This is a genomic window from Clostridiales bacterium (assembly GCA_015243575.1).
In the GTDB taxonomy this organism is placed as follows: domain Bacteria; phylum Bacillota; class Clostridia; order Peptostreptococcales; family Anaerovoracaceae; genus Anoxybacterium; species Anoxybacterium hadale.
In genome coordinates this window covers 2,897,139-2,922,732 of the sequence record CP042469.1, presented here as the reverse complement: position 1 = coordinate 2,922,732, position 25,594 = coordinate 2,897,139, and the positions used below count along the sequence as shown (strand labels likewise).

At 46.9% G+C, this 25,594-nt stretch carries 18 protein-coding genes; 15 read left to right on the top strand and 3 right to left on the bottom strand.

Going from position 1 to position 25,594, the window contains the following annotated elements:
• Nucleotides 1-143: 143 nt before the first annotated feature.
• Nucleotides 144-1,697 (bottom strand): carbohydrate kinase, encoded by a 1,554-nt coding sequence (locus FRZ06_12970; GenBank protein ID QOX64184.1) that lies wholly within the window; start codon nt 1,695-1,697, stop codon nt 144-146.
• A 253-nt stretch (nt 1,698-1,950) separates the two neighbouring features.
• On the opposite strand from FRZ06_12970, the gene FRZ06_12965 reads away from it, so the two are divergent.
• The 8 genes from FRZ06_12965 to FRZ06_12930 all read left to right on the top strand — a co-directional run bounded on the left by FRZ06_12965 (nt 1,951) and on the right by FRZ06_12930 (nt 13,703).
• The gene (locus FRZ06_12965) at nt 1,951-2,988 is read left to right on the top strand and encodes a zinc-binding dehydrogenase (protein QOX65931.1); all 1,038 of its coding nucleotides are present in this window, start codon (nt 1,951-1,953) and stop codon (nt 2,986-2,988) included.
• A 265-nt stretch (nt 2,989-3,253) separates the two neighbouring features.
• A complete protein-coding gene (locus FRZ06_12960) occupies nt 3,254-5,233 on the top strand; it encodes an HTH domain-containing protein (protein ID QOX64183.1) in 1,980 nt (659 codons plus the stop codon).
• 75 nt (nt 5,234-5,308) lie between these two features.
• Nucleotides 5,309-7,255, top strand: a complete 1,947-nt coding sequence (locus FRZ06_12955; GenBank protein QOX64182.1) for an HTH domain-containing protein — start codon at nt 5,309-5,311, stop codon at nt 7,253-7,255.
• Between the two features lie 244 nt (nt 7,256-7,499).
• Nucleotides 7,500-9,476: an FAD-dependent oxidoreductase gene (locus tag FRZ06_12950; protein ID QOX65930.1), complete on the top strand. Its 1,977-nt coding sequence runs from the start codon at nt 7,500-7,502 to the stop codon at nt 9,474-9,476.
• Nucleotides 9,477-9,502: 26 nt separating this feature from the next.
• Nucleotides 9,503-10,648 (top strand): iron-containing alcohol dehydrogenase, encoded by a 1,146-nt coding sequence (locus FRZ06_12945; protein ID QOX64181.1) that lies wholly within the window; start codon nt 9,503-9,505, stop codon nt 10,646-10,648.
• 80 nt (nt 10,649-10,728) lie between these two features.
• Nucleotides 10,729-11,370 carry a class II aldolase/adducin family protein gene (locus tag FRZ06_12940; protein ID QOX64180.1) on the top strand — a complete coding sequence of 214 codons (642 nt, stop codon included), beginning with the start codon at nt 10,729-10,731 and terminating at the stop codon, nt 11,368-11,370.
• 121 nt (nt 11,371-11,491) lie between these two features.
• Entirely contained in the window at nt 11,492-12,544 is a 1,053-nt protein-coding gene (locus FRZ06_12935; GenBank protein QOX64179.1) for a hydroxyacid dehydrogenase, read from the top strand.
• Between the two features lie 4 nt (nt 12,545-12,548).
• On the top strand, nt 12,549-13,703 hold the full coding sequence (locus FRZ06_12930; protein ID QOX64178.1) for an iron-containing alcohol dehydrogenase: 1,155 nt from the start codon (nt 12,549-12,551) through the stop codon (nt 13,701-13,703).
• Nucleotides 13,704-13,802: 99 nt separating this feature from the next.
• On the opposite strand, the gene FRZ06_12925 is transcribed toward FRZ06_12930, so the two are convergent.
• Nucleotides 13,803-14,510 carry a cyclic nucleotide-binding domain-containing protein gene (locus FRZ06_12925; GenBank protein ID QOX64177.1) on the bottom strand — a complete coding sequence of 236 codons (708 nt, stop codon included), beginning with the start codon at nt 14,508-14,510 and terminating at the stop codon, nt 13,803-13,805.
• Between the two features lie 252 nt (nt 14,511-14,762).
• Between FRZ06_12925 and FRZ06_12920 the strand changes: the two genes are divergently transcribed.
• From FRZ06_12920 to FRZ06_12900, 5 genes are read left to right on the top strand one after another with little or no spacing between them, the layout of a single operon-like run.
• Complete coding sequence (locus tag FRZ06_12920) at nt 14,763-15,914, top strand: sugar ABC transporter substrate-binding protein (protein ID QOX64176.1); 1,152 nt, start codon at nt 14,763-14,765, stop codon at nt 15,912-15,914.
• Nucleotides 15,883-16,971 (top strand): ABC transporter permease, encoded by a 1,089-nt coding sequence (locus FRZ06_12915; protein QOX64175.1) that lies wholly within the window; start codon nt 15,883-15,885, stop codon nt 16,969-16,971. Before FRZ06_12920 ends, FRZ06_12915 begins: the two co-directional genes overlap by 32 nt.
• Nucleotides 16,968-18,470 carry a sugar ABC transporter ATP-binding protein gene (locus FRZ06_12910; protein ID QOX64174.1) on the top strand — a complete coding sequence of 501 codons (1,503 nt, stop codon included), beginning with the start codon at nt 16,968-16,970 and terminating at the stop codon, nt 18,468-18,470. Before FRZ06_12915 ends, FRZ06_12910 begins: the two co-directional genes overlap by 4 nt.
• Nucleotides 18,467-19,429 carry an ABC transporter permease gene (locus tag FRZ06_12905; GenBank protein ID QOX64173.1) on the top strand — a complete coding sequence of 321 codons (963 nt, stop codon included), beginning with the start codon at nt 18,467-18,469 and terminating at the stop codon, nt 19,427-19,429. Before FRZ06_12910 ends, FRZ06_12905 begins: the two co-directional genes overlap by 4 nt.
• Before the next feature lie 55 nt (nt 19,430-19,484).
• A complete protein-coding gene (locus FRZ06_12900; protein QOX64172.1) occupies nt 19,485-21,542 on the top strand; it encodes an FAD-dependent oxidoreductase in 2,058 nt (685 codons plus the stop codon).
• Between the two features lie 197 nt (nt 21,543-21,739).
• On the opposite strand, the gene FRZ06_12895 is transcribed toward FRZ06_12900, so the two are convergent.
• A complete protein-coding gene (locus FRZ06_12895; protein ID QOX64171.1) occupies nt 21,740-22,588 on the bottom strand; it encodes a 3-keto-5-aminohexanoate cleavage protein in 849 nt (282 codons plus the stop codon).
• A gap of 354 nt (nt 22,589-22,942) precedes the next feature.
• Between FRZ06_12895 and FRZ06_12890 the strand changes: the two genes are divergently transcribed.
• Together FRZ06_12890 and FRZ06_12885 are read left to right on the top strand one after the other, a co-directional pair.
• Nucleotides 22,943-24,205, top strand: a complete 1,263-nt coding sequence (locus FRZ06_12890; GenBank protein ID QOX64170.1) for a DUF362 domain-containing protein — start codon at nt 22,943-22,945, stop codon at nt 24,203-24,205.
• A 38-nt stretch (nt 24,206-24,243) separates the two neighbouring features.
• Nucleotides 24,244-25,557: an MFS transporter gene (locus tag FRZ06_12885; GenBank protein ID QOX64169.1), complete on the top strand. Its 1,314-nt coding sequence runs from the start codon at nt 24,244-24,246 to the stop codon at nt 25,555-25,557.
• The last annotated feature ends 37 nt before the right edge of the window (nt 25,558-25,594 follow it).

The window sequence follows — 25,594 nt, the reverse complement described above, 5'->3', positions numbered from 1 at the left end:
AAATTAAATCATACATATGAAAAGGGCTGCCCATCGGCAGCCCTTTTCATATGGAATCGATATTCTGGAATCAATACTGCGTTCTTTGCCGCTCTTTGATTTGCGCGAGCAGTTGATCCCGATGTTCAATCTGTTTCCTACATTCAATCTGTAAAAATACTTTTCAGCTGCATCAGGTCTGCGTCAAGATGGCGGTACATATCCAGATAGAGCGGATACATCCTGTCATAAATACGGGCCCATTCATCGACGGGTTCAATGATCTCCTTGATCTGTACCAGCTTGTTGATGCTTGTTGTAAGGTCAGGGAATACGCCTGCAGCATGACCTGCGATGATGGCATCGCCGAAGGGAACGTCCCCGGATTTTTCATCCATAAGATAGACCGGCATATTCAGCATGGAAGCTTTGATCTGAGACCAGACGCGGCTTTTGGCTCCTCCTCCCGTAATGCGCAGGCAATGGGCCTCTGCACCTGATTCTTTGATGGTATTCATAACATGACGCAGTGCAAAAGCGGTTCCTTCCATAATGGAACGGATCATTGCGCTGCGCTGTGTATCAAGGGACAATCCGATAAACATTCCTCTGGAATGTGAGTTCCACAGCGGAGCCCGTTCGCCCATCATATAGGGAAAGAACATAAGACCGTTGCTTCCGGCAGGGACTTCTGCTGCAAGCTCATTGATATATTCAAAGACATTCTTCCCTTGCAGTGCAGCAGCTTCCTTTTCCTCTTTGCCCAGCGTATTGAGATACCAATTGAGGGAGGCACCGGTGGCATTGATGGGTGCGTCAAACAAGTAAGGCATCCCCGCAATGGCACACGGCTTGGTCACAACGGGGATATCCGTTGCACTTGGATGGGTATGACCCACGAAGACCAACGAGGTTGTGCCGGAGGACTCTCCCGCTTCGCCGATTTTGCAGAGCCCAGTGGCATACATGGAAGCCATGGCATCGCTGGCTCCTGCTACCACCGGAATCCCGCTGATCAGGCCTGTTTCTGCCGCAGCCTCATTGGTAACATGGCCGATGATTTCATCCGTTGCCTTTACCTCTGGCAGCAGAAGCTTCAGATCAGCGCCGATGGCCTGGGAGATTTCATCGGACCATTGCAGCGTATTGATATTAAGACACTGACATCTGGAGGCCTGATCGATGTCCATGATCATCTGCCCTGTCAGCTTGTAATTAATGTAAGAGCTTGCCTGAAGGATGCAGGCAGTCTTTTCGAAGAGCTCAGGTTCATTCCGTTTCAACCAGAGTATTTTATTCGGCAGGAAGGCCACATCAGGCTGAGCGCCTACAATGGATACAAATTTGGAGAATCCGATTTCATCCAGAATGTACTGCAATTCCCTGTCAGAACGATGATCCATCCAGATCATAGCATTGCGGAGTGGATTGCCGTCTTTGTCAACGGGCAGCATGGAGACAATGTGTGAGCTGACACAAATACCGCGAACCTTCTTCACGATATCCGGCCCAACTTGCATGGCAATTGTTCTGATGATTTCAGCTGTATTCTCCCACCAGTGCCCCGGATTCTGTTCGGCCATACCCGGTCCTGGAAAAATCAATTCATTTCCTTTTGAAGAGGAGGCGACGACGGTACCGTTCTCATCCATAATGATTGCTTTCACATTTGTCGTACCCAGATCGATCCCAAGTAAATAATTCTCAGCGATTTTCATATAGTATTGTCCTCCGTACGATTTTTACCGATCTGCTTTCTTTTGAGACCGGGGGCAGTTATACCCAATCAAATCATATCAAAAGACAAAACATTGAACAACTCCAAGGATTTCCGTTACAAGGCGGAAATCAGGGGGAATTGCAGATCCATTTCCTTTAGGTAGTGGAAAATACAAGTTTGATGCGAGATGGCGGGATGTTTTATACTGAAATTGTGATAAAAAAGTTTAAAGGAGATGCAGGAGTATGAAAATGAAAGCTGCCATGATGTATGGCCCAAACGATATACAGGTGGAGATGGTGGAGAGACCCAGCTGCCCAAAAGATGGTCTTGTTTTGAAAATTATGGCTGTCGGCCTTTGCGGATCGGATATCAGAAATCTGACCAGTGACTCAAGAAAGGGCAACTACCCATTTATATATGGTCATGAAATTGTAGGAATTGTAGACGAAGTTGGAGCAGCCCAGAGTAAATATCAGATCGGAGATCGCCTCTTCTTATTCCCCGGAACCTACTGCATGGAATGCGACGACTGTATCAGCGGGCACAGTGAAAATTGCACAAATGTTGAGAAAGATCTGGCAGGAACTGGCGGGTTTGCTCAGTATGTGGCCATTTCCGGCCGCAAAATTCAGCTGGGCGGTATCTATCTTATCCCGGAAGATGTTAGCTTTGAGGCAGCAAGCCTGGGAGAACCGCTGACCTCGGTGTATGCCTGCTTAGAAAACATACAAGTAGGCTATGGGGATACCCTTGTAATTATCGGCGCCGGTCCCATCGGCTGCTTTATGGCACAGCTGGCCAAACTTAGGGGCGTCCAAACTGTGATTATGGTTGATATCAATGAGAAGCGTCTTGAGATGTCACGAGAATTTGGTGTGGATCATCTGGTAAATAGTGCAGAGAAAGACCCCATTGAAGCGGTCAATCAGCTGACCGGCGGGTTGGGAGCGGACAAAGTAATTTCGGCCAATCCATCCAATACGGCGCAGGCACAAAGCATCTTTATGGTTAAGAAGGGCGGAATTGTTGTCTTCTTTGGCGGCGTTCCCAAAGGTTCGCTGACTGAAATTGACACCAACTATATCCACTATAGTAATATTTGGATCAAGGGACATTTCGGAGCATCCTATATCCAGTCAAAAAGAGCATATGAATTAGCAATTGATAAAAACTTCCCCAGCCATAAGTTCATCACCCATACGCTTCCCCTTGATCAAATCAATGACGGCATTGAGCTGACAAGAAGCGGCGAGGCCATCAAGGTGGTCCTGCTTCCCCAAGAATAAAAATTCCTTAAGGATTTGTTAAGCTATAAATATAATATTGCCTGCCCGATTTCCGGTAGTATAAAAATACCGAGTCGGGCAATTTTTTTCTATTCTTGCTTCTGCCAGACAAAGCCCGTTCCGTCATTCCCATAAAATATCCTTCTGATGATTCGCCCGCAATTGTGCTATAATAAATGCAAAATAAAAAACGAAATCGTGCCGGAGTCATTTATTATATCGGTGTGAAGCACCGTAACAGCGTTTTGCATAAATGATCGAATAAATGAAACCTGGTTTTAATTTTTCAATTTGGAGTGTCATTATGGAGACCTTGACGTTGCATGCAAGACAGCGGAAGCTGCTTTATATACTGAATTACAAGCACGGTATCATGACCGGAAAGGAACTTTCATCTCAGCTTGGGGTTTCGGAAAGAACCATCCGCAGCGACATCGCTGAGATTAATCGGTTGATGAAGGCTTATGGGACGCAGATCAACTCTCTTCACGGCAAGGGCTATTGTCTTGAAGTGGCAGACCGCCTAGCATTTCATCATCTGTTTCTGGAGAAGGAAAATCTGCAAACGAAGGAAGACCGAATAAGGTACCTGATTCTGAAGCTGATCAGTGAGAATGACTGGTATGATTTGGGTTTGCTTGAAGATGAAATGTTTATCAGCCGTACAACCCTCGAAAATGATATGAAAGCGGTGAAGAACCGCTTCTCAGACCGCAAGCCTCACTTGGCGCTGCTGCGGCGGGGAACGCATGTGAAGCTGGAAGAAGATGAAATCAAAAAAAGAAATATACTGATCCGGTTGTATTGTGAAAACTGGGATTACGATTCCCGGGACGGGATCATACTGAAGGAAGACTTGATCAATCATGAGATGCTGAACCAGATCCGGTTGGTTTTGAAAGATGTATTAAGGAAGTATCGCATAGACCTTGATGATTTCGGATTGATCTATATGATTCTTGCCGTGGCGGTATCTTATTCCAGAGTCCAGTCCGGTTTCGGAATCGGATCTAAAATGGGAGGAAGGACCTTAGGTCTTAGTGCTTCTGGCAGACCAGAGACTGAAGCTTTGCTCCTTGCATCATCAGGTATCTCCGCCGAGGCGGTTCGTCAGATCTTTGAACAATTACGTCAAACGTGGGATCTGGAGCCAGACGTATCAGAGCAGCGATGGATCACAGGAATTCTAAAGCAGCTGTGCACACAAAACTTTACGGATACCAAAAGGGGAGCGGTTTTGGAACATACCTCCGCAACCTGTGAGATTCTTGTAGAACAGCTGCTTCAGGAACTAAACGCTGAGTACCTGCTGGATTTTCGCCTGGATGATAGCTTCTGCAAGGATATGCTGCTGCATGTACAGGCGCTGATGAACGGAATGATTTCTGTCCAATTGCAAAGCAAGCATTTGACGGATAAATTAAGGCTGCAGCACCCTTATCTGAGCTGTGTGGCACAATACTTATGTGAACGGCTGGAGCAAATCTGCGAGTTAGAGCTTGGGCTGGAAGAGGAAAACTATCTTCTTCCGCTGTTGATTTCCGGGCAAAAACATGATTTGGAACAAAAGAGAGGGCGAGGAATTCAAGTGGCAGTGGCGAGTCACATGAATTCCAGTCTGACCGGCTATTTTATTGGAAGATTGCGGGAAGTCTACGGAGGTAGAATTGATATTAAGGGCCCATTTCCCATCTACGACAGGCAGCGAATCGACAGGGCAGAGCCGGCGCTGGTTCTGACCACCGCTCAAATGGATGCCTTCCGGAGGTTTGACGTGCCGGTGATCACCGTATCCCCTTTGATCGAAGCGGAAGATCAGAAAAGGATCAATGAACATTTAAAACGGATTGAGGATGATCTGCTGTATCAGAAGCTTTCCGCGCGTCAGGAAGCTGGCCTGAGGGAACTGGAATGGCAGAGGATCGACGAGAAACCTGATATCAGTGAGTTGCTGAGTGTGCTGACGAATCACATCAAGGCAAGCAGGGGTCTGGAGTTGAATCCTGTGGCGGACTCGTACCGCCATGTGGTTTTGAAGAACAATGTTGTGTTTTTCTATATAGAGCTGGGGCGGGATGCGGATTTGTCAATGGATGGGGCGATCTGTAAAAACACCTTTTCCTGGGGTCATAACAGAAATCTGCGAGGCGCTATTCTGGCTGTTTTGCCCGATAAAAAACAATTGGGGAGGGTGCTGGTGCTTGCAGAAGAGCTTTCTGATTTTGAGGCAATTTCCCTGCGCTGACAAGGCGCAACTCGTACCGGGATGGTAAAGTTTTAACGATTCAGGCGTATTGAGCCTTGTCTAAGGAGAGTGACGATGGAATTTAATGGATTGCTGCTCCGTCAGCGTAAACTGATCTTTTATTTATACGGAAAACAGGATTATGTTACGGCAGGGGACCTTTCAGAATTTTTAAAGGTTTCTGACCGAACGGTGAGGAGTGATGTCAACGATATCAATCATCTGTTCAACCAGTTTAACATTTCCGTAGAGTCCCAGAGGGGCAAAGGGTACCGGCTGATTGCAGGCAATGAACAAATCATGCATGAGATTATTAGGACCAACGAGAATTTTATGACAAAGGAGGATCGCATCCGGTATCTTGCCATAAAGCTGGTGCGGTCGGATGAAAAAATCAATGTACTTGACCTGGAAGATGAGATGTTTGTCAGCATCGCGACCATAGAACGGGATGTGCAGGAAATTAAAAAGCGCTTTGTGGAAAACCCCCCTTATCTTATTTTGAACCGTGAGGACGGAAATATCTGGTTTGGAGAGGATGAGTATAAAAAAAGAGTGCTGCTCAACAATCTGCTTTCCGCGGACTGGAATTACGATGCGAAAGATAGTCAGTATTACAGGAACGACTATATTGATAGAGCCACTTTTGAAGTGGTACTGAACACAGTGAACAAGTACTTCCGAATCCACAATATTCAAATGAATGATTCGGGGCTGGTCTCTGTGATCTATTCCATTGCCATTGCATTCAAACGGCTCAGTGAAGGCCATCGGCTCAGTGAAGACCTTCGGATCAGAAGAAGACACGAGCTGCGGATCAAGATGCTCCCAAACGTACTGACAGCCATGAATGAGATTCTGGATCACCTGGAAGCCTGTCTGGAGTGCGGTTTTGATGACGGCGAACGATATGAGATTGCACGGCTGGTGCTTAATAATACGCTTCTTGATCTTGGGATTTTGACGCGAGAAAATGTTACTGACTATATTGACAGAAGTATTATTGGTGCAGCAGATCTTTTTCTTGAAAGAATTCAAACGGCATTTCAGCTGAATCTTGCTGAGGATGATGCATTTTACTTTGTGCTGCTTCTGCATATCAGAGCACTGCAAAATCGAATGTATACAGAACAAAAACTCGGAACGGAGGAGCATCAGATCAGAGAAAGCTGTCTCTTTGAATATGAGCTGGCGCTTCTATTTCAGAATATTTCCCTCGGCTGCTTTGACTTCTGCCTCAATGAGACAGAGCTTCTGCATCTGGCTATGCTGCTGTCCGGTGCAGTAAGACAGAGCAAGCACCCGGTAAGGGTTTTGATTATCTGCCACCTGAGCAGCAGTGTAAAATGGGTATTGAAACAAAAGCTGCAGTGGTACTTTAATCAGGAAGCGACTGTTGTGGATACGATCTCTGTTTACGAAAAGCAGAAGGTCAAGGCAGAAAACTTTGATCTCATATTATCCACCGCAAGCAAAAAGATCGTTACGAAAATGGAGGTTCCTTTTTTTGAAATCTCACCGCTTCTGAGTGATGCAGAGCTGGATTCAATCCGAATGTTTATCAATAAGAGGCGAGAGGTGACCTACCATGAAGCACAGGATAACCCCCTCAGAAAACTGGCTGACCGAAGCTTAATCTATGCGAATGCAGATTTTTCAAATAAAGAAAGCGCACTGAAATTTCTTGTGAGCCGCATGGCAGAGCAAAACTGTTGTGATGAAAGCTACTTCGATCAGGTTGTAATGAGAGACAAAGTCTCACCTCTTGCATTCAAGAAAGGAATGGTTCTGGCGTACTCCATCAGTCCCTGCGAGAAAACGGCAATGTCATTTGCAACGATCCGCCATCGCTTTCTATGGAACGACTGTAAGATCAGAGTCCTGTGTCTGCTCACCATGAGACCGGAAGATTACAGCCAGCTCGGTACGCTGTTGAAGCTGTTTTATCAGGAAAACAGTGCCATACCCGTCTCTGAGGTGAAATCCGAGGAGCAGCTGATCCGGTATTTCCATCTGGACTAGAACACCTGCGTTCTCACAGTGCAATGCCAAGGTGTAAGTGCCTTACAATACGAAACCCTAGGCCGGTTATTTTTATACGCATCAGACGAGCCCTTTTTCCGCAATTGTAGATCGGAATGAGGGCTCTTTTTTCAATAGACGCATTCTATCAAATTTTTCCTCAAGCGTATGGAAAAACTTGATATGAAGTTTCCAAACAGATCGTTTAATATAAGCTATAGACAAGGAGGGATAGAAAATGAGCATGAATCAGAAAAAACAGTATTCAGGCAAGGAACTTTACAGCAATCTGTTTTCTCCCATCAGAATCGGGAACATCAGATTGAAAAATAGAATCATAGCGGCGCCCACTAGTCCGAGCATGATAACAACAGAAGGACATATGACACAGGAGATGACGGCATATCTCGAAGAAAAGGCATTGGGAGGGGCTGCGGTCGTCACCTATGGGGAAGCCATTGTCCATTCTGCCACTGGGCAGTCTCATGCCAAACAGCTTCAGCTGGACGCCTTTGGGGTAAGGACTTCGCTGGTAAACACGACCAGAGCGATTCATAATGCAGGTGCTTATGCAAATATCCAGCTCTCCCACGGCGGTAAATACGGCGGAATCTCCAGTATCGGAGGCGAAGTTGCAAGTGCAAAAACCGCATACGGACCATCTGAAGAGGTGTCCGATAAGGGTGAAGTCATACAAGAGATGCCTAAAGAATTGATCTACGAAATTATAGAATCCTATCAGAAAGGTGCAAGGCTTTGCAAGGACTGCGGGTTTGACATGGTTCAGGTTCATGCGGCACATGGCTGGCTGTTCTCTCAATTTTTATCACCGGTTCAAAACCGCAGAAACGATGAGTTCGGCGGAAGCCTGGAAAACAGAGCGAGGTTTTTGATGCTTGCGCTTGATGCTGTCAGAGAAGGTGTCGGACCTGGTTTCCCAATCGAGATCAGGCTTTCCGGTGATGATTTCAGTTTATCGGGACTGAGTCAGAAGGACTGTGTCGAGGTAGCTGTCATGATTGATTCCAAGGTGGATCTGATCAATGTATCCTGTGGAAATCACGAGGACTCAGATCTGTTCTGCAGAACCCATCCTTCAGCATTCTTTCCTCGCGGCTGCAATGTTTATCTTGCAGCGGAAATCAAAAAACATGTGAAGACCCCGGTTGCCTGTGTGGGCGGTCTGAACGATCCCGCACAGATGGAATCCATCATAGCGTCAGGGCAGGCGGATCTGGTGGAAGTGGCACGTGCGCTGCTGGCGGATCCAAACCTTCCGAAAAAAGCACTGGCTGGAAATGCAGAGGATATCACCCCATGTCTGAGGTGCTATGAGTGCTTTGGAGAGACCATAAAAGGAGAATCCGTGAAATGCACGGTAAACCCGGTTATGGGACAGCAGATGGCTGCCAAACTGCCTGAAAAGGCGCCGGAATGGAAGAAGCGTATTCTCATTGCAGGGGGAGGCCCTGCGGGAATGGAAGCCGCTATCGTAGCGGCAGAGCGGGGACATACCGTGGCGCTGGTGGAAAAGAGCGAAAAGCTGGGCGGAAATCTTCACGCCGCAGGCGCATCCTTTTTTAAGAAAGATATCATTGACTTTTGCAACGTTATGCAAAAGAGAGTTGAGAAAGCAGGGGTTAACATTGTCCTGAATACGGAAGTGACCCCCGAATATATCAGAGACTTTAACCCAGAGGCACTGTTCGTTGCCATCGGATCAAGAGAAATCGTACCTCCGGTAAAGGGAATCGATCTTCCCCTCGTGGTAATGGCAGCAGATGCGGAACTGCATCCTGAGAAACTAGGAAAACGAATTGTTATCATCGGAGGCGGTCTTGTGGGCTGTGAAGCCGGAGTCTCTTTTGGAAAAGAAGGAAAAGAGATTAAGATCGTTGAGATGAAAGCGGATTTGATCAGCGATTACAATTTCTTCTATAAAGGCGCGCTGCTGCCTGAGCTTAAAAAATATGCAGAGGTATATTTGAAAACCACCGTAAAGGAAATCACTCCCGAAGGGGTGGTTTGCGAGAATCAGGAAGGTTGTTTCGTCCTGGAAGCGGATACGGTGGTTTGCGCCGCGGGCTATAAAGCACCCTATGACGCTGTTGACAGGCTCTGTGAAACCGTTGATGAATATTATATCGTTGGCGACTGCAGAAATGCAGGCCAGATTTATCAGGCCGTCAGCACCGCCTACTATGCGGCAAAGTCGGTATAGAAAGTAAAGACATAAGGAGCAAATCAATGAGTTATCAATTTTTTGTGCAAAGTGATATAACGTTTGGACTGAATTCTGTGGAAAAGCTGCCAGAGATTCTTATATCTTACGGAGCGAAGCAGGTTATGGTCATTTATGATGAAGGCGTTAAACTGGCAGGAATCTCAGAAAAGGTTCTAGCAGAGGTTCATAAGGCTGGCGTAAGCGTCACCGTCTACGATAAGGTTCTGCCCAATCCATCCAATGAGCTTGTTGAGGAAGCCGCAGAGCTGGCAAGGGCAAGCGGCATTGATGTATTTGTTGCGGTAGGAGGAGGCAGCAGCATTGACCTTGCCAAGGCGGTGAACGTGCTGATGACAAATCCATCTCCCATCGGGCAGTACGGCGGAATCGGCAACGTGAAGCATCCGGTGCTTCCGCTGGTGGCCATACCCACAACCGCAGGAACCTCAAGTGAAATCACCAACGTAGTGGCGTTGACCGATACAAAAGCGGTGTGCAAATACGTGATCATCGACAATAAAATAACAGCCACCAATGTGATCATTGATCCCGCTTTCACAAGAACTATGCCAAGATCAGTAACGGCAGCCACAGGCATGGATGCCATTACTCATGCAGTTGAAAGCTTTATTTCCAACATGGCAACACCTTTAACGGAGTACCATTCTCTGAAAGGACTGCAGGTTCTGTATCAAAATCTGCCGCTGGCGGTAGAGAACGGTGAGAACATGGAAGCGAGAGAACAGATGATGCTGGGCTGTATCATCGCGGGATTTGGCTTCTCCAATGCGAATTTGGGCCTTGTCCACGGCATCGCCCATACGCTGAGTGCACATTTTCATCTGGCCCATGGGATGGCCAACGCTACGGTTCTGCCCTATGTAATGGAATTCAATGCACAGAGCTGCCCGGAGAAGATGATTGAAATGGCAAAGGCCATCGGCCTTATTGTGTCTGGAAATGCAGAAGAAGACAAATATGTTTTCGCAAAGGAACTGGGGAGAATGACAGCCGCTTTGGGCATTAAAAAATTGTCCGAGCAGGGAATTCAGGAAAAAGATCTGGAAATGCTTGCAGGAGAAGTTCTGAAGGAGCCGGTGCTCAACTTCAATCCAAGGCAAAACATTACAAAGGAACAGATTCTCCAGATTCTCAGAAAAGCACTTTAAAACGGCGAAGAAAGCGTGGCGGTGCGCAGCAGGCAAACTTACGGCGCACCCAAATCAATCAATGGAAAGGACTTAACGATATGAAATATGAAAAAATCAGAAAACAAGTGTTAGATGCTATTTTAGAAGCTGTGGAGATGGGACTAATCAAAGGAACATCAGGAAATATCGCGGTAAGGGATGAGGTTGAAGATGTCATCGCCATTACACCCAGCAGCATTGCCTATAAGACGATGAAAGCTGAAGATATCGCAATTGTTGATCTCAATGGAAAGTGGATTGACGGGCCGTATAAGCCTTCCTCTGAAACACCGATGCATACAGCAGTACTGAGAGCCAGAAAGGATATCAAAGCAACCGTACATACCCATGGCATGTTTGCTACGATTATGGCCATGGATGAAGAGGCGCTGCAGCCTACAACTCCGCCCCAGGCAGAGTTTGCACCCGTTGAGATTGTACCGTTCATCATGCCCGGAAGTGATGACCTGGCAGACAGCGTTGTATCAACCCTTGGTGTGGACGGAAGGGCTGTCATGCTGAAAAACCACGGTATGTTTTGCTGCGGAAAGACCATCAAGGATGCGATGGCAGCCACCATATATACGGAAGAAATGGCTACAACTGCATACTATGCAAAAGTTCTTGGAAACTTTAAGCCACTGCCGGAGGCCGCAATTGTGAAAATGAAAGAGCTGATTGCTGCAGATAAAGCAGTTTAGAATTAAGAGAAAAGTTGTTAAAAGCAGAGAAACATGTGAAGCGAAAAGCTATTAACAACGGAAAAACATGTGGAAAATTGAAAAGCTGCTAAAAGCAGATAAATATATGGAGGCAGATGTCATGAAAAAGAAGCTAGCACTTTGTACTCCGATTCCGGAGAAAAAATTAAATTTGATCAAAGAGTATTGTGATATAACGATCTGCGGTGAGTTAAAGCACGGAAAAGGAAACGCCGCGGAAGAGCAGACAAAAAATGAATGCATGGGGAATGAACTCATCGTGCTTGGTGACGAGTATGCCGGAGCGGATACCATAAAGGCCTGGGCGAATGCGGGAATGAAATTCATCGGCGTAGCCAAAGGCACACCGGTCACCGTTGACCATGGCGCAATCAAAGAAGCTGCCCTTGAACTTTCCTATACGCCGGGAAGAAACGCTGTTGCCGTTGCTGAATTCACCATCGGACTGATGATTGCTTCTACGCGAAATCTGGCGGTCAGCAGCACCGGGCTGCATCTGGGAGAGCATCTTGGTGAGAACTCAGAGGATGTGTACCAGATTCCTGACATTAAGAATGTAGTCTGGGGACCCCTGGATGAGAATCACCCGTTTACGGATTACGGCATCGGTTTTGAGCTTTATGGAAGAACGCTGGGAATCGCCGGATACGGTGCCATCGGTTCTGAAGTTGCAAAACGGGCCATCGCTCTTGGCATGGAAGTAATCGCGTACGATCCTTATTGCCCGGAAGAAAGGATTAAGGCCGACGGTGTGATACCGGTGGATCTGGAAACTATGCTGGGACAGAGTGATATCATTAGCATTCATCTGCCGGTTCTGCCGTCTACCACTGCAATTGTCAATAAGGACTGGTTCTCAAAGATGAAGCCTACAGCTTATGTTGTGAATACGGCCAGAGCGGCAGTGATCCATCAGCAGGATTTTGTTGAAGCACTGCAAAACAAGGTAATTGCCGGTGCTGCGGTGGATGTTTATTGGCAGGAGCCGATTCCTGCAAATCATCCGCTCCTCTCCATGAGAAATGTTACGCTGACCCCTCATATGGCAGGGCTAACCGTTGATGTGGACCGATGGTCTGGAGAAATCATGGGTGATGAGGTCCTTGCGTATCTAAAAGGAGAAAAGAGAAAACATCTCTGGAAACTTGGTTGAGAATATGATTGATTTTAACTTTTCAATACCGACAGAAATAAAATTTGGACGGGGTACGCATCTTGAAACGGGAACGCTTGTACGCGGACTGGGACGAAAGGTGCTCATCCATTACGGAAGCGACCGCATCAGCAAGAGCGGTCTTTTGGAACAGATCGAAGGGCAGCTGAAACAAGAAGGCGTGGCTTTCGTTGAATGGGGAGGCGTTCGACCCAACCCTTCTGTTGAGGATGCAAGGAAAGCGGCTCAGCGATGCAAAGCGGAGGGAATTGACTGCATCCTGGCCATCGGAGGAGGAAGCGTGGTGGACTCTGCAAAGGCAATTGCCATGGGCGCCCGGTTCGATGGAGACCTTTGGTCCATTTACTGCGGTGAGAAGCCGGTTCCCGCAGATCCGCTTCCTGTCGGCGTGGTTCTTACCATTCCGGCAACCGGCAGCGAGGCAAATGGGGTTTCTGTTCTTTCCAATTACGAATTGGGGGATAAGGCGGCCATTGCCAGCCCCGATTCGATCCCGAAATTCGCAGTGCTCAATCCGGAACTGACGCTGTCCATACCGCAAAAGGAAACTGCTATTGCTGCTGCCGATATCTTTTCCCATTGCTTTGAACGGTATTTCGACCTGAGAAGAACCAGCAGGATCTGGGATGAGCTTTGTGAGGGAGCCATGCGAACGGTGGCAGGAATCACGCCGTCTCTGTTAGGTGATTTGAAAAACTATGACCTACGCAGCGAACTCATGTGGAGTGCTACGGTGGCTCACAGCAATATGCTGGGTCCGGGCGGCGATTTTGCCTGTCACGGCCTTGCCCATGTTCTTACAGTCGAATTCGGTATTCCGCACGGGGCAGCCTTGGCTCTGATTATGCCGGCTTGGAGCAGTTACGCCTATCCCCATGCAAGCAAGCGGTTTGATCAATTTGCCGCTACAGTTTGGGGTGAGGCAGACGGTTTGGCGGGAATCGAGAAGCTGACAGAATTCTTACGTGCGCTTGGACTCGCAGCAAGCCTTGGAGAATGGGGCGTTGTAGAGTTCGATCCTGAGCAGCTTGCAGATAAAGCCTTTGCTCACGGACAGGAATATCTTGGTGGGGGGCTTATGAAAATAACACGCTCCGATGCGGAAGCAATCTATCACAAACTAGTAAAGCGCATTTAAATTAACTGGACATGAAACTTGTCTGACCAGTTATCTAAAATACGCTGCACTTACATAATTTCCCTCTAAAGGCGTCTCATGAAAGTGAGGCGCCTTTTGCTACATGTATTGATCTGAGGAAAGGCGCATCAGCTGATCGGGATCAAGAACCCGGTAGCCCCCTTTCCCTTTCTCTATGATTCCTTTTTCCTTGAGCTCCTTTAAAGTACGGTGAAGGTGACGATAACTGGTCCCGAGGATTTCCGCTGTTTCCGAGAGTCCTTCCTTAAAGATCAAAACCTCTTTCTCGTTTTCCAGTCCCTTCTCAGCGGAAGCGAGGATATAGGCACAGAGCCTGTTTTCCAATGAGTAATAAATATTCAGGGAAGAATTGCTGGAAGAGTTGCATAGTTTCTGGGCAAGCAGTTCTGCCATCTGGCGCAGAAAGATGGGATCATCGTAAAGCAGCTGTTTTGTATCAGCAAGAGGCAGAGCAATGCAGTAGGAATCCTGGGCAGCCTGAATGAGAGTATAGGGATTAGATCTGTTAAATAATTCCAGATCTCCCAAAATTCCAAACTTGGTATAAAAGTACAGAAGCTGTCGCTTCCCGTTGCTTAATAGAGAGTAGACTTTAATCCTGCCCTCTACAAAAAAATAGATGTACTGGATATTCTCCTTTTGTTTGTAGATGTACTCTCCCTTCGAGAACTTTACAAGAGACATATATTTCAAGTACTCGGGATAATAGTCGGGACGAAAGAATTCTTTCAACCGAAACCGCTTCATATAGTAATATATTTTATCTCGATTATCCATAAATTCCATGCGATTTTATCACTCCTTTTATGAATCCTCTGGTCATCATGATCTTGTTTTTAGACCTATCTAAACGCAAATATGAATGGGACGAGGAATTGGGACGTATGTCCTAAAAATAATCAATTTCATTATGACACAGGTCCTAATTGTTATCAAGCAAATTATGATACCTTATAGAAGAACAAAGCAACGGCAAACCGGATGACATAAAGGGGCAAGCCCCATTTGTGGCAAGTCTGGTGGCAAAAGAAAAAAATAATGGAAATGGGAGAAAAAAACATGAAAAAGTTAATGAAAAATGTGCTGCCCGGAGTACTGGCATGCTCCTTGATTCTATTTAGCTTTACCGGCTGCGGTGCTGGAGGAAATGAAGCATCCGGCGGAGGCGAGAAGTCTGGTGGCGCAGCAAAAGGTGAATTTGCCGTCAGCGGCAATATCTGGGGCCAAGGCGTCAATGCACTGGATGTTATTGCAGGAGAAGCACAGTATGTAAACGAATCGTTAGGAAACTCTTTCAAAATATACAACGACAACTTTACGGCTGATACCCAGGCCAGCAATATCCAGAACATGGCATCCTCAGGGACACAGGGGATGATGATCTTCGGTTCCGTTCCTACGCTGTATCAGACACTTTCCTCGACCTGCGAAAAGGCGAAGATCCCCTTCGTGATATTTGATCAGATTCCTACGGATGAGAAAATACTTGATAAGCTGGAGCAAAACGCATTCTATGCGGGCAGTGTGGGAACCGACAATTATTCAGCAGGTGCTAATGCTGCAAGAAAGATGCAGGAAAACGGAATTGAATCCGCATTTATCCTTGGAGGCGCAGTGGGCGATCCGGTTCATGACGCCAGAGTAAAGGGCTTTACTGAGACCTTTGAAAAGGGTGGCGGAAAGGTACTGGCCGCAGGTCGCTGTGATTCTCCTTCTGATGCCGCAACAAAAGGTGACGATCTTGTATCGGCCAATCCAAGCTCACAAGGGATCTATGCACTGACCGGTGATTATGCTATCGGCGCAATCACAGCACTTTCCAATCACAATAAAGAAATGGCCATTTATTGCTCCGATACCACGGAAGAATGTATCAGCTACATTCAGGACGGCACAATTGTTTACGGAGATGGCGGCTCAAAAATCGTAACGACCCTTGCGGCATTACTCCTGAATAATTATCTGAATGGGAACGCAATTAAAGGGGATGATGGGGTGGCACCTTACTTTAATACCATCGTTCCATTTGAAGTCAATGCAGATAATGCTTCGCTGTACTCAGAGTATTTTCTGAAAGGTCATCCGATGAATGCCGATGCACTGAAGGGCTTAGTTGGAGAAGGGGTTACCTATCAGACCTTTATTGACTTCATCATAAATTACAACCTGGAAGAAATCGCTTCAAAATAAATCACATAAATCACGAAGAAAAAGAAAAATTGAGCCGCCGGTTTTCGGCGGCTCTCATAAAGAATGCGTGGGGTGCAACGTGACAATAAAAAATAATATCAACAAAGGAGAAAGCTTGCGGCAATGGGTTTTTCTCTTTCTGATTCTTTTACTCATAGCGGCGGTTTGCTATCTCTTCGATTTTTGTTTCGATGGGAAATTTCTAACCAAAAGCAATCTTACAGTACTAATCTCACATGCAATTATACCTGCTTTCGTGGCTTGGGGACTTTGTTTTATCTTTGCCTGTGAATTTACGGATATGTCTATCGGAGCCGTGATCGTGATTGCCGCCAACGTCTCTGGCATGCTTGGCAGTGCGTTCGGGTATCCGGGAATCATCCTTGGCGGGATCGGTACCGGAATGCTGCTGATTGCGTTCAATTTCTTCATCTTTGTTAAAACCAACATTCCATCGTGGATTGCGGGAATCGGGCTGGCAATGATCTATGAAGCTTTGGCAGTACTGTACTCCAACAAGGTTACCCAAAGCGGGGGAACCATTGCACAGCTGGATAATTCCTTGCGGCTGCTGGCAAAGCCGCCGTATATTTATCTGGTCTTTTTCCTTGGATTTATTGCTGCTTATCTCATCTACAACAGAACACAGGCAGGATTGAATATCCGGGCCTTGGGGAGCGGACTGAAGGTCTCCGCCGACCTTGGAATTGATATAAAGAAAACACTACTTTCAGTAGGCCTTATCTGTGGCTTCTTTGTAGGCTGCTCCGCCTTCCTAAACGAGAGTTATAATGCCAGAATGACAGCAAAAACCGGACTGACAAGTCTGGCGATGATCTTTCAGCCCATGGCAGCATTGATGCTTGCGCAGGTGCTGCAGTCAAGGATTAATATCATTGTAGGAATCCCCATCTGTTCCCTGCTGGTTTACAGCATCTTCAACATGCTAACAATAGCTGGAGTTCCATCCGGTACGTGGCAGGAAGCCATTCTCGGCTTTATCGTAATCCTATTTGGAGTGATTGCGCAAAGGAACACAAAGGGGGTAGTGAAATGACGGACATCATCCTTGACGTAAAGGGTCTTTATAAACATTTCGGATCAACCTGTGCAAATAAAAACGTTGATTTCTCCCTGAAGAGGGGGGAGGTTAGAGGCCTTGCAGGTGAAAATGGTTCGGGTAAATCGACGCTCCTGTCTCAAATTTCAGGCATCTGCCGCAAAGATTCAGGAGGGATGCTTCTAAACGGGCAGCCCTACGATCCTCAGAGCCCTTTGCAGGCAGCGAACCATAAGATTGGCATTGTCGTTCAGGAACTGGGCGTACTCTCAACATTGCCGGCAGGCGTTAATGTATTTGCCGGCAGACTTTCTCAATTTACACGATTTGGAATCATCAATATGAATGCGCTGTATCAGGAGGCCGAAAAACAATTTCAAAAATGGGGGCTGATGCCAGTTCCGCTCAAGAAAACCTGCGGCAATATGCAAATTGAAACTCGAAAAATGATCGAGCTGGCAAGAGCACTCTCCATAGATCCGGATCTGCTGATTTTAGATGAAGTTACCCAGTCTCTGTCTCAAAATAACCGGGACATGCTGTATCAATTGATTGAAAATCTCAAGGCAGCGGGAAAAACCATCGTGATGATCACCCATGATTTGGAAGAGATGATTCGCCTGTGCGACAACATCACAGTTTTAAGAGATGGTGAAGTGGTGGGAACGAAAGCGTGTGACGATCTTGATCCCGATGAACTAAAGCGAATGATGGTTGGGCGTGAAGTAAATTGTGCATATTATCGGGAGGATTGGAGTCCGGATTACGAGGATGAGGTTGTCTTGAAAGCAGAAGACCTTTCGGTTTCCGGTGAAATTGAAGCGGTGTCCTTCGACGTGCATCGGGGAGAGATTCTGGGCTTTTGCGGACTTAGTGATTCTGGTATACATACCGTTGGAAAAGCGGTCTACGGTCTTGCTCCATCCATGAAGGGTAAAGTTACCTTATCAAATAAATCACTGGAAATAAAAAATGCCGGAACAGCTCTGTGTAACGGTATGGCCTATGTTCCCAAGGATCGTGATGGGGAAGCATTGATGATGCAGGACAGTATCGTGAATAACTTTGTGTTCCCATCCACTGCATCGCTGAAGGGTAGACTGGGCTTTCTTAATCCCGGAAAACTTAGGGCAGTGGCAGTAAAGGGCATCGCAGATTTTCAAATTAAGTGCAGCGGTGTCAATCAACGAATGGACGGCCTCTCAGGAGGAAATAAACAGAAGGTAAACCTGGGCCGCTGGTTGATCAAAGATCTGGATGTGCTGATTTTGGATTGTCCCACAAGAGGTGTTGATGTGGGCGTGAAGGCGTATATCTATCAGCTGATGCGTCAGGCAAAGGAGCAGGGCCTTGCCATTCTTTTAATTTCAGATGAACTGCCTGAAATCATAGGGATGTCGGATCGCGTGATTATCATGAAAGACGGCAAAATTAACGGTGAATTTTATCGTGGAGATGACTTTACCCAGGAGAAATTGATTGAGGTAATGGTATGAAAAAAGAAAGATTCGAATTGAACAAACTGACCCCTGTTGTGTCATTAATCGTGATGCTTCTCGTATTTACCGTTCTGACAAAGGGAAGTATGATTTCGCCGTATAATCTTTCGATGCTGATCGATCAATCGGTGGTGCTTATCATTGCCTGCTGCGGTACCATCTTTGTGTCTGCCCAGGGTCGTGTTGATTTGTCTGTTGGTGTGAACTGTGCTTTTTCAGCAGTGATCGGTGATCTTGCATATCGGGCAACGGGCTCCTCGCTGATTATGGTTGTAACAGCCTTGCTGGTGGGTGTCGGAATCGGGCTGGTAAACGGAATCTTGATCAGTCGATACAAGGTTCCTTCTTTTATGGCCACCTTGGCCATCCTCATCGGACTGCGGGGAATTATCAACTATATTCAAAGCATTGTCAGCGTGAATTATGCCAGTGATGCGATTATGATGCTTTCAGAAAATCAGATCAAACTGCCGCTTCTGATCCTGATCGTTTTAATATTCTGGTACCTTTTTGAGTATACAAGCCTTGGAAGGTACTGCAAAGCCATTGGTGAAAATGAGGTGGTGGCATCGTCAGTGGGAATGCCAGTAGCAAGGAGTAAGATTGCTGCGTATGCGCTCTCTGGATTGACAGCAGCAATTTCGTGTATTTTTCTTATGGCCCGGCTGGGAGGAACCAGCACAACCATGGGAACCTTTTTCGAAATGAAAGTGATGACTGCAATTTATGTGGGTGGCGTTCTGGTGCGGGGCGGCTCCACTGCAAAGATGTATAAAGCAATCTTGGGCGCTTTTATCGTAATGATTATCGAAAACGGATTGAAAATTATGGGGTATGCGTCCAGTGAGATTTCTGAATTTGTTCAGGGGCTCTTGCTGATGGTCATTCTGTTTCTGACGGTATTTTTTGAACTTCGCAGACAGAAAGTCAAAAAAGCAGCAGGGCAGGAAGCATAGCAGATTCATTTATCAAGCAGTTGAGGCGAGGCAGCCCATTGTTAAAGAAGCCGGGATGAGGCAGCTTACCGTCAAAGAAGCCTGCCACGGGAAGGACAACCGGCACAAGCCAGTGCTGCGAGCATTAATTATGAAAGGAATCAAATCATCCATGAAATATAACAACCATTATCCAAATCTTTTAAAACCAATTAAAATCGGAAATCTAACACTGAAGAACCGGATTTTTTCCGCACCTACTTCCTTGAACTGGGGAGCAGTAGACGGCAATCTCACGCCGGAAACCATTGCTTATTATGAACTGAAAGCAAAAGGTGGTGCAGCGGTGGTAACCATGGGAGAAAGCATTGTACATACTGCCACCGGAAAATCCCATGACCGTCAGATTGAGCTTGATAATCCTACCTCTCTTGTGGGTTTGTCCCTGCTGGCAAGGGCAATCAAACGCCACGGAGCAGTGCCCAGCGCTGAATTGTCTCATGGAGGCAAATGGGGCGGACTGGTCAGTATGGCAGGCAGTATGAAAGAGGGAAGAGTTGCATACGGTGCCAGCGATGAAATGCTGGCGGAGGGCCCGGTAAAGGAAATGCCGGAGGCCTTGCTGCTGGAAGTGATTGAATCCTTCGGAAAGGGAGCTGCCGTCCTGAAACGGGCCGGGTTTGAGATGTGCATGGTCCATGCAGGCCACGGCTGGTTTTTCGGCCAGTTTCTTTCCAAAAGGACGAACCATCGTACCGACCGATTTGGCGGCAGTTTTGAAAACAGAGCAAGACCGCTTACCATGGCACTGGAATCCATCAGGCGCCACGTAGGACCCGGATTCCCCATAGAGGTTCGCATGAGTGCAGATGAATTTGTAGAAGGAGGAATCGACCTGCAGGAAGGGATTCTTCTTGCGAAGCACATCGAAAAGCAATGCGATCTGATCAATGTTTCCGCAGGAATGCATGAGGACCTTGAACTGTATCTCAGAACGCATCCCACCCAGTTCATGGAAAAAGGAGCAAATGTGTATCTTGCAGAAGCAATTCGCAAAGAAGTCAGCGTTCCGATCTCCACGGTAGGGGGCATTGTTGATCCGGCGATGATGGAAGAGATTATCGCATCAGGAAAAGCAGATCTGGTGGAACTGGGAAGACCGCTCCTTGCAGATCCTTACCTTCCGCAGAAGCTGAGAGACGGCAGAGAGCAGGAGATCACAAAGTGTCTCAGATGTATGGGGTGCTTCGGAGAGTCCCTGAAAACGGAAACCACATCCTGTGTGATCAATCCGGTCATAGGCAACGAGTTTAACGAAAGCATTGCAAACTGCCAGCCCACAGAACGGAAGAAGGTTCTGGTTGCCGGAGGCGGTCCCGGCGGAATGAAGGCGGCACTGACAGCGGCTGAGCGAGGCCACGAGGTGGTTTTGTGTGAAAAGACCGATGCGTTGGGAGGTGCCTTGAGATTTGCAAAACACGTTCCATTCAAGTATGGCCTCTATGAGTACAAGGAAGTTTTGGAGTACTTATTGAAGAAGAACGGAGTAGAGATCAGAATGAACACGGAAGTGACTTCTGAACTTGTAGAGCAGGAAAAACCGGATGCCCTGCTGCTTGCGGTGGGAGCCAATCCCATTACCCCGAAGCTTCCGGGGATTGAAGGCAATCATGTGAGATTCGCTCAGGACATCTATGGAAAGGAAGACCAGCTGGGTGATACCGTTGCGATCCTTGGAGGCGGTCTGGTGGGCTGTGAGACAGCAGCGCATCTTGCAAGGCTTGGGAAAAATGTAACGATCATAGAGCTGCGGGACGATCTTGCAATGGATGCAGACCTGTTTTATCAGACTGCTGTAAAAGGCGATCTTCGCAGAAATAATGCAAAGATCTTTGTCGGCTCTGCAGGGCGCAAGGTCACGAAAGAGGGAATCCTGATCAGTACAGCGGAAGGCTCGGAAGTATTGGTGCAGGCAGACACGGTGATCAATGCTGCAGGATATCGTGCCGATGATACAGCGTTCCAGAATCTGAGTGATGCAGCACCGGTGGTGCAGCGGATCGGAGACTGCAGACGCCCGGGGAAGGTCACCAACGCAGTGACTGACGGATATTACATGGCCCTTGATCTATAAATCTCTGAAAATAAAACCCTTATACTCGGAATCAAAAAGCTGCCGCACGAAGTAAATTAGTGCGGCAGCTTTTTTATGGATTGGAGGTATCGTCGCTGGGCTTTTTGGCGAAATAGCACAGCTACTTATTTCGGGAAGTGGCGCGGCCACTTTTTTGTGGTGTTGTGTTGTTAAATCATATACAATCTAATTTGTATCTATTTCAGTCCCAGTATCTCACGGGCTTCATCAGGCGTTGCAAGGGTCTTATTTGCTTCCAAAGCAAGACGTTTGATCCTGCCCACAAACTGGGCATTGGATGCGGCAAGCTCTCCGTAATTGAAATAGACGTTGTCCTCAAATCCGGTACGGATGTTGCCGCCCAGAGCAAGGGCTGCCAATGTGATTTCCATGGCTCCTTTTCCGATCCCAAAGGTACCCCAGGTGCAGTTTTCAGGAAGGTGATTGACTACGTATAACAGGTTTTCCACATCTGCTTTCATTCCGCCGGGAGCACCAAGACAAATCTGAAAATGGAGAGGTCCCTTGAGGATTCCCTTCTTTTCATAATAGAGGGCGGTATTCAGCATTCCCATGTCAAAGATTTCGATTTCCGGCTTCACGTTGTACTCTTGCATCCGGAGTCCGAGCTTTTCCAAAAACGCCGGTTCGTTCATGAAGACGCTGGAGTGCATCCAGTTCATGGTGCCCGCATCAAAGGAAGCCAGCTCCGGAGAGAGCTTCATAAAGGGCAGCATTCGGTCTTCGTCCGTGGCGCCGATGGCACCGGAGGTCGTCAGATTTAGTACGATGGGGCATTTTGCCGCTCTGATGAGACTGACGGTCTTTTCAAATTTTTCAAAGCTCATGCTGGATCGATCATTATCGTCTCGGACATGAATATGAGCAACGGCAGCGCCGGCCTCGTAACAGGCGATGACAGATTCGGCAATTTCCTCAGGTTGTGTGGGTAAATTAGGATTGTCATTTTTTGTGGGGATGGCGCCGCAAACTGCAGCTGTTACAATGACTTTATCCCTTGCATTTAATCTTCTTGTTTCAAACAATGATATGTCCTCCTTTTATTCGTTATCTATTATGAAAAGCAAGATGTATGCCAAAGATGACCGGAAGGAATGCACGGTGTTAATCTTCTCCGTTTGACGGATGTTTTATGGATAGGGGGGCAGGGAAGTCAGAATGAATGCGGAGAAATCTGTTGCAATGCTGCAATGCCCGTTAAAAAAGCAACAAATGACAATCTGCTGCTTGTTCAGAGAATATCGAAAGAACACCAAAAAAAGGCGATTCATAACAATTTACAGGAAGAAATATGAACGGCACGGATATTGCAATATATCAAAATGTATAAAGCTTTATATGAATATATCATTACGTTTTTTCGCGAGAGGAGTATCTGAATGACAAAATCTATTGTAGCCATCGCCAAAGACCCAAGCATTGATGTTATGGTAGAGCAAGTTTTAACTGAGCTGGGCGGGGCGGAACAATTAATTAGAAAGAATTCCACCGTCATCCTAAAACCAAATGCGGGGCACCTGGGGCCTCCGGGAACAAGCATTAATACGAATCATGATTTCCTGAGGGCTGTCATTAAAGCGGTAAAAGCTGCTGGTGCCAAAAGGGTTATCGTCGGTGAAGCTGCCGCTATCGGCTGTGACACCATGGCTTGCTTTGAATCTGCCGGCCATGCGCAGGTCGCAAGAGAAGAGGGGGCAGAACTCTATGATATCAAATCAGACAAAGATCTGATCAAGGTTCAGATTAGAGATGCCAAATCAGAGATCACTCATGTGATGTTGCCGCGGCTGATCCTTGAGGCAGAGCATATTATCAACCTTCCTGTTTTCAAATCACATGCCAGCATGGTTTTCAGCTGTGCCTTAAAGAATATCAAGGGTGTGGTGCAGGATAAGGTTCATTATGAAATGCACAAAACTAATTTAGCAATGGCCATGATGGATATCTGGTCCGTTGTAAAAGCCGACCTGACCATTGCGGATTTAATCTATCCGGCAGAGGGCTTTGGTCCCCACTCGGCAGTTCCGCTTGATTTTGGCTGCGTGGTAGCAAGTAAGGACCCTGTTGCACTGGACGCCACCGCGTGCAGAATGGTGGGACTTGACATCAGCATGGTGGACTACTTTGAAGCGGCCAGACAGAGAGGGCTTGGAACAAGTGATGAGGATCAGATCATCATCAAAGGAAAGCAGATCAAGGATGTCTATAAAAAAATGTGGCTGCCTTATCTTGAACGGTTTGACACGTGGCCGGAGTATAACATCATGCATGAGAATTCATGTTCCAGCTGCCAGTCACTGGTCGCATTCACCATGGAAAAGCTCAAGGCGCTTGGAGAATACGACAAGAATACGGATGCAGTTATCGTGCTGGGCGCAAAAAAAGAAATTTCAGAGGACATTCCTCCGGAAAAGCTGATTTTGTGTGGAAACTGTACAGCGAAATACCGAAAAAGAGGTGTTGCGGTACACGGCTGTCCGCCGTCAGAGCCCCATATTGCATGGGCGATTATTGACCGTATGGATCAGACCGAGATTGGGCCGGGATTCCGTGAACGTATGGCAGCAGAAGAACCGATCTGGAATGCCTATATTGACAAGATTGTTGCAGAAAAAAGAGAAGAAGATAAAAAGACAAAATAAATGAATAATGTATGATGAATTTTGGGAGGAAATCTTTTATGGAAACGCAGCAAACAAAAAAACAACTTGCCAGTGAAAACACAAATATCAAATTTGGGAAAGCAGGCTGGGGTATCATTCTCTACTGCGGTGCAATGTTCTTCTTTTTAATCGGCTTTTCTATTGATGGCCTGAATATTGTTGCCCCTGCTTTTGCAGCAAAGACTGGAATTGATTATGCAGATGTGCTGAGTGTTGCTACAATTGCAGGTTTTATCGGAATCCTATCCTACATACTGATCGGCAGAATCAACGTCAAAATCGGCGCAAGAGTGACTTCCGGAATCTGTATGATCGGCGCAGGACTGTCCTATATCTACTGGGGCAGCACGGAAACGCTGTTCACCTACGGAGTAGGCCTGACCTTAGTAACGAGCTTTATTAACGGTGCTGCTTACATTGCAGGAGGCGCTTTGGTTGCGCAGTGGTTTCCGAAAAAGAAAGGTCTGGTCAACGGGTTTACCACGATGGGGCACAACCTTGGATCGGCATTTTATGTTCCGCTGATTGCATTCCTGATCGGAGCGTTCCAGATGGCAAAGGGCATGACCTTTACCGGTATCGCTGGAATCGTGCTTGGACTCATAGGACTTGCTTTCATCAGAAACCTTCCTCAGGACAAAGGCTTATATCCTGATAACGTGACAAAAGAAGTTTTTGAGAGTGAATACTGCACCGAATCCGTCGGAGAGGGAAAACTCTGGACACTGGGAAAGGTTCTAAAGACAAAAGAAGTTTGGCTTGTATCTCTTGTGATCGGCATCAACCAGCTTGTGACCACGGGAGTAATGAGTCAGCTTGTAGTCAGAAACATGGGCATTGGCTTTTCGCAGGCAAAAGCGATCTCCCTTATGACGATGTGTGCCTGTGTCGGCGTTGCAGGCAGCTATTTGTTCGGTTTCATCGATCAGAAGTTTGGAGTCAAAAAAGCAATCATTATCTTCCTGGTATGGTATTCTGCAGCGTTGGCCGTCAATGTAACGGACACGGTCATGGGCGTTTATATCTCTGTGGGCATGGTGGGAATTGCCATCGGCGCAGCAGCAAACTTTATCGTATCTCTGCCGGCATCTGTATTCGGACGTCACGGGTTTGCAGAGGTGTATGCGGCCTATTTTCCAATCATGCAGGCAGTGCTTATGACCAATTACATCATCAATGCGCAGGCAATCAGAATAACAGGCAGCCTGAGAGGTGCTTATCTGGTCTATATTGGTCTTTTGATTGTTAATATCATTATCATCAGCAGCATCAATGTAAAAAAATACAATAAAGACTATCTTGCAGAAGATCAAGCGTTAGGAAAGCGCTAATCTATCATGGCGTGCAATATGGATACGGTCAGCGCTT